General features: G+C 73.6%; 5 protein-coding genes and 1 pseudogene. All 6 read left to right on the forward strand.

All coding sequences use genetic code 11. From position 1 onward, the window contains the following. Positions 1–469: pseudogene (locus DQW85_RS29300) on the forward strand (primosomal protein N'); the annotation flags it as partial. Positions 470–518: 49 nt separating this feature from the next. After that, positions 519–2135 (forward strand): hypothetical protein, encoded by a 1617-nt coding sequence (locus DQW85_RS29305; protein WP_113703084.1) that lies wholly within the window; start codon positions 519–521, stop codon positions 2133–2135. A 148-nt stretch (positions 2136–2283) separates the two neighbouring features. Next, complete coding sequence (locus DQW85_RS29310; RefSeq protein WP_113703085.1) at positions 2284–3618, forward strand: hypothetical protein; 1335 nt, start codon at positions 2284–2286, stop codon at positions 3616–3618. 26 nt (positions 3619–3644) lie between these two features. Continuing rightward, positions 3645–4193, forward strand: a complete 549-nt coding sequence (def, locus tag DQW85_RS29315; RefSeq protein WP_113703086.1) for a peptide deformylase — start codon at positions 3645–3647, stop codon at positions 4191–4193. A 2-nt stretch (positions 4194–4195) separates the two neighbouring features. Next, positions 4196–5125, forward strand: a complete 930-nt coding sequence (gene fmt, locus DQW85_RS29320) for a methionyl-tRNA formyltransferase (RefSeq protein ID WP_113703087.1) — start codon at positions 4196–4198, stop codon at positions 5123–5125. A 34-nt stretch (positions 5126–5159) separates the two neighbouring features. After that, positions 5160–6058: transcription antitermination factor NusB (locus tag DQW85_RS29325; RefSeq protein ID WP_275888271.1), on the forward strand; the 899-nt coding region annotated here is incomplete at its 3' end.

The following is a 6058-nucleotide window of genomic DNA, read 5'->3' on the forward strand; positions in this document are numbered from 1 at the left end:
CGGCTGGTCGCTGCTCGGCCGGGCCGACCTGCGGGCCGCCGAGGAGGCGCTGCGCCGCTGGATGAACGCCGCCGCCCTGCTCCGCCCGGCCGCCGAGCTGGTGGTGCTCGCCGACGCCGCGCTGCCCGCGGTACAGGCTCTGCTGCGGTGGGACCCCGTCACCCACGCGGAACGCGAGCTGGCGGACCGCGCCGAGCTGGGCTTCCCGCCCGCGGTCCGGATGGCGACGCTCACGGGAGCGTCAGGCGCGGTCCGGCAGATGCTCGGCGAGGCGCGCCTGCCTCCCGACGCCCAGGTGCTGGGGCCGGTGCCGATCGACGAGAGCGGGCACGAACGAGCAATGATCCGGGTTCCCCGCACGGAGGGGGCGGGACTGGCCGCCGCGCTCAAGGGGGCCAGTGGGGTACGCGCGGCGCGTAAGGCACCAGATGTCGTAAGAGTGAGTGTTGACCCTCTCGACCTGATTTAGGAACTATCCCCGATTCGCTCATCCGTAAGTCAGCCGTTAGCGTGCCTCTGTGTCGATCGAATGGGTGAACCAAGCCATCGACGACCTGCGTGCATGGGGAAGGGCGCGGGGCGTCGAGGTGGACGCGGACGAGGTCCGCCTGCTCTGCGACTACGCCAGCGACTACCTGAACGTCAACGAGCCGGGCGACTTCACTCCAGCGACCTTCGACGAATTGCTCCTGTCCATCTACCCCCGCAAGGTCATCACGCCGCCGGAGAGCGCGCCCCAGACCGTGGCCGCCGCCGGCACGTTGGTCGACTACCTGCAGGACACCCGGGAGGTGACCGCCAAGGCGGCGGCCGCCATGCGCGACCGGATCGCCGACATCGAGCCCAGGATGCGCGAGGCGCTCGCCGACGAGGCCAACTTCGGCATGGCCAAGAGCCTGTTCAGCTCCATCGGGCCGGAGTCGCTGGAGCAAGCGGTTGCGATTCCCTCCGGCGAGGTGCCCGACCTGGGGGAGGCGCCCTGCGACTGCCCGGGCTGCTCGCCCCTGCCCGCCGTACGGCCGGCGTCGCCCGACGCCCTGCTCGCCGACCTGGCCCGCGTACCCCTCTGGAACGAGCTCCAGGACGCGGCCGGTCCGGGGCGGCAGAGCGCGTCACCACGACAGGACCCACGACAGGACCCACGACAGGACCCGCGACAGGACCCGTGGCAGGACCCGTGGCAGGACCCGTGGCAGGGGCTGGTCGGCGAGCTGGCGCGGCTCGCCGACGGGGAGCCGCTCAAGCGGTGGGCGCGGATCGTCGCCCACCTCGTCGAGCACGACACCGGCGGCGCCGTCACGGGCAGCGCGGGTGTCGACGAGGAGCTGTACGACCTGTTCGACATGCTCTACCGGGTACGCACCAGGGTGCCGATCTCCATGATCGCCGAATACCTCGAGGAGATCACCGGCGAGGACGAGACCGACGTCGCGGCCACGCTCGACAAGCTGGCCTGGTGCGGGCTGGTGGAGGCGTCTCCAGGCCCGCCGGGCGACACGGCTGGGCTCACCCCGCTCGCCGTCTGGGCGCTGCGCGAGCACTATGTGTCGCTCGGCATCGACGCGCCCGTGATGGCCGACCTGGCCGAGACGGACGCCACCGGGCTCATCGAGGGCCTGCTCGACGGCGTGCCGGCCGAGCAGGCGGAGGACGACATCAGCCGCTGGCTCAGCCGCAGGGCTCCGGACGCCGCCGCGGCCGAGCTGCTGGGCGCCTCGTCGGGCGCGCCCGCCGTGGCCCGCGGGATCGCGATCACCATCGTCGACCGCCTGGACGCGGCGGCCGAGACCGCCGTGCGCGCCGGCCTCGACGATTCCGAGCTGCGCCCGCACGCCATCCACTGGCTCGCCGCCCGCGGCCTGCCCGCCCCGTCGCTCACCCAGGCCGAGCTGCTGTGGGTCAGCGTCGACATGCTCGCGCTCGCGCTGCCCGCGGCCGAGGAGAACCCGGAGGTGTTCGCCGAGAACATGGCCGCCTCCGGCCCGCCCGCCCACCTCATCGAGGAGATGTGGCAGGTCGACCACCCCGACGTCGTCGAGGTGCTGGAGCTGCTCGGCCGTTCCCTGCCCGACGGCACGGTGGCCAAGGCCGCGCGCAAGGCCGCCTTCAAGGCGCGTTCCCGGGCCATCAGATAGCCGCCGGACTGCCGCCGGACGATCACGCGGCCCCGGCCAGGCGTCTACTGGGTGGCCGCCCGCGCGCGCGGTGCGAACCGCGTGCGAAAGCGCGACCGACCCACTCGTTGACTACGTCCATGTGACTCGTGTGCAGTAAGTTTCGTGGGTGGCCAACAACGTCTTCGACCTCGCCGAGCTGCGCAAGCTGATCGATGAGCAGGCCGCCGTGCCGCCACGGCCGCCGCAGGAGACGCGCGTGGATCCCGAGGCGCTGACCTTCCCGCCCGTCCTGCTGGCGCCCGACGCGGAGCTGGCCGCGCGGGTGCCGACGGTGCCGCTGGTGGCCGATGCCATCCGCCTGACCAGCTGGACCGGCAGCCGTCCCGTGACCCCCGAAGGGCTGCTCACCGAGGCCGACACGACGGCCGCCGCCGAGGAGTTGGGCCTCGCCTCCGCGCGGCTGCGCCTGGTCTGGATCGTCGCCGTCAACACCGGGCTGCTGCGGATCATGCGCGGCCGGGCCTCCCGGGGCCCGCTGTCGCTCCAGCTAACGGTCGAGGCCACGCTGGAGTTCTGGGACGGCGTCGTCATGGACGTGCTCGACCGCGCCGACGAGGGCCTGACCGGTTCGGCCGTGGTCGACGGGCACCTCGCCGAGATGCTCGCCACCGTCTACTCCGTGCGCTCCGGGGTCGCCGTCGCCAACCTCGCGAGGGGCATCCTGCAGTCCCACGAGGTCGCCTGCGAGCCGGGCGCGGTCCAGATGCGCAGGCTCGCCGCCGCGCTGCCCGCCGAGCTGCTGGAGGCGCTGTCCCTGCTGACCTACTGCGGGCTGGTCGAGCAGACCGAGTCCGGTCGCACCGCGCTCACCCCGCTCGGAGTCTGGGCCATCCGCCGCGACCTGCTGCGCGAGGGGCACGACGCGCCCACCGCGGCCGAGGTCGAGGTCTTCGCCGACCTGTCCGCCGCCGAGCTGGTCGAGGCCCTGGTGAAGGGGGCGGCCACGCAGAGCGCCGTCGCCGGATGGCTCGAACGCCGCCCGCCCGAGCAGGCGGCCCGCGAGCTGATCCGCATCGCCGCGGACGGCACCGCCGGGCAGCGCGGCGCGGTCGGCGCCATCCTGGAGGAACTGGGACCCGAGGCCGAGGCCCCCCTGCGCGAGGCGCTCGACCTGCCGCTCGTGCGCCGCTACGCCGCGTCCTGGCTGCACATCCGCGACCTCGACGCCCCGGCGCTCAGCGCCGACGACCACACCTGGATCGCCGTCGACTCGCTCGCCGCGCTCATGCACCTGTCCGGCCACGCCGCCGGCCGGCTGGACACGCCCGAGCCCGGCGAGGACCTGGTCAAGCTCATCGACGAGATGCCCGCCGTGGGCCACCCCGACACCGTCGCCGTCCTCGACATGCTCGCCACCGCACACGACGACCCGGCCGTCGTCAAGGCAGCCCGTAAAGCCGCGATGAAGGCGCGCTCCCTCGCGCACACTAAACTGGGCTGACCCCACCGACGAAACGGAGTGACCCCTTGGCGATCCAGTCGATCCGGCTGTTCGGAGATCCGGTGCTGCGCACCCCGGCGGCCCCGGTCGTCGACTTCGACAAGGAGCTGCGCAGGCTGGTCAAAGACCTGACCGACACGATGATGGACGCTCCGGGCGCGGGCCTCGCCGCCCCGCAGATCGGGGTCGGGCTGCGGGTGTTCACCTACTACGTCGACGATCAGCTCGGCCATCTGATCAATCCCGACCTCGACCTGTCCGCCGAGCTCGACGAGGAGGGCGAGGAGGGCTGCCTGTCCTTCCCCGGCCTGTCCTACCCCACGCCGCGTGCCGTCCGCGCCGTCGCCAAGGGCCTCGACATGCACGGGGAGCCGATCACGCTAGAGGGCACCGACCTGATGGCCCGCTGCTTCCAGCACGAGACCGACCACCTCGACGGCATCCTGTTCATCGACCGGATGGACCCCAAGCAGCGCAAGCTCGCGATGAAGGCCATCCGCGAGGCCGAGTGGAGCGGCCTGGCCGCCCCCACGGTGAAGTTCTCGCCGCACGCCACCGGCGGAAAGGCGCTGTGACCATGCGCCTGGTCTTCGCGGGCACACCGGAGACGGCGCTGCCGTCCCTGCGCACCCTGATCGACTCGCCCCGGCACGAGGTGGTCGCGGTCGTCACCCGGCCCGACGCCCAGTCCGGGCGGGGCCGCAAGGTCCACCCCTCGCCGGTGGCCGAGCTCGCCGAGGAGGCGGGCGTCGAGGTGCTCCGCCCGGAGAAGGCCGGCGCCCCCGAGTTCCTCGAACGGCTCGCGGAGCTCGACCCCGACTGCTGCCCCGTGGTCGCCTACGGGGCGCTGCTCCCGCAGACGGCGCTCGACGTGCCCCGCTTCGGCTGGGTCAACCTCCACTTCTCGATCCTGCCCGCCTGGCGCGGTGCCGCCCCCGTCCAGCACGCCGTCCTGCACGGCGACGAGATCACCGGCGCCTCGACGTTCCAGATCGTCAAGGAGCTCGACGCGGGGCCCGTCTACGGCGTGGTCACCGAGGAGATCCAGCCCGGCGACACCAGCGGTGCCCTTCTCGAACGGCTGTCGGTCTCGGGGGCGGGGCTGCTCGCGGCCACGCTCGACGGGATCGAGGACGGCACGCTGGAGGCGCGTCCGCAGCCGTCCGACGGGGTGACCGTCGCCCCCAAGATCAACGTGACCGACGCGCAGGTGGACTGGTCGGCTCCCGCCATGCGCGTCGACCGGCTCGTCCGCGCGTGCACCCCCAACCCGGGGGCATGGAGCACTTTCCGCGGTCACCGGGTGAAGCTCGGTCCCGTACGGCTCGCGCCCTCCGCCGAACGGCTCCCCCCGGGCGCCGTCGCTTCGGGGAAGAACTCCGTCCTGGTCGGCACGGCCACGCACCCGGTGGAGCTGGGCGAGGTGCAGCCGCAGGGCAAGAGGCTGATGACGGCGGGCGAATGGGCGCGCGGCGCGCGAGTCGAGAGCGGCGACCGGTTCGAGTGAGCACCGCGGACCGGCGCCAGGAAAGCCGGAGGCAATGAGGGCAAGGGGAGAGCGGGGACCGGCGGGCCGCGGCGGCGGTCAGGCGGGCAGGCCGCGCAGGCCGGCGCGCGACCAGGCACGCAACGCGGCCTTCGACATCATGCGAGCCGTCGACGAGCGCGACGCGTACGCCAACCTGCTCGCCCCGCGCCTGCTGCGCGAACGCGGCCTGAAGGGGCGCGACGCGGCGCTGGCGACCGAGCTGGCCTACGGCACCCTGCGCGGCCTCGGCACCTACGACGCGATCATCGCGATGTGCGGTGACCGGGAGCCCGACCCGGACGTGCGCGACGCCCTGCGGCTGGGCGCCCACCAGCTGCTCAGGATGCGCGTCCCGCCGCACGCCGCGGTCGGCACCACCGTCGACCTCGTACGGCTGCGCATCGGCGCGGGCGCCGCCAAGTTCGTCAACGCGGTCCTGCGCAAGATCGGGTCCAGGACGCTCGCCGAGTGGATCCCCATCGTGGCCCCGGACCCGGCCGACGACCCGTCGGGACACCTCGCCATCGCCCACAGCCATCCCCGGTGGATCGTCAGCGCCTTCCGCGACGCCCTCGGCGGAGGCGGCGAGGAGATCGCCGACCTGCTCGCCGCCGACAACGCGCGTCCCCTGGTCACGCTGGTGGCCCGGCCCGGGCGCTCCTCGGTGGACGAGCTGCTGGACGCGGGGGCTGAGCCGGGCAGGTTCTCGCCGTACGCCGCCTACCTGTCGGAGGGCGACCCGGGCCGGATCCCGGCGATCGCCGAGACCCGTGCCGCCGTACAGGACGAGGCCAGCCAGCTGGTCGCGCTCGCCCTGACCCGCGTCCCGCTCACCGGCCCCGGCGTGGCGGACGGCGGTCGCGGTGAGCCGCCGGGTGGCGCCGGCGTTGCGGACGGCGGACGGGGCGAGTC

Source organism: Nonomuraea lactucae (genome assembly GCF_003313395.1).
GTDB lineage: Bacteria > Actinomycetota > Actinomycetes > Streptosporangiales > Streptosporangiaceae > Nonomuraea > Nonomuraea lactucae.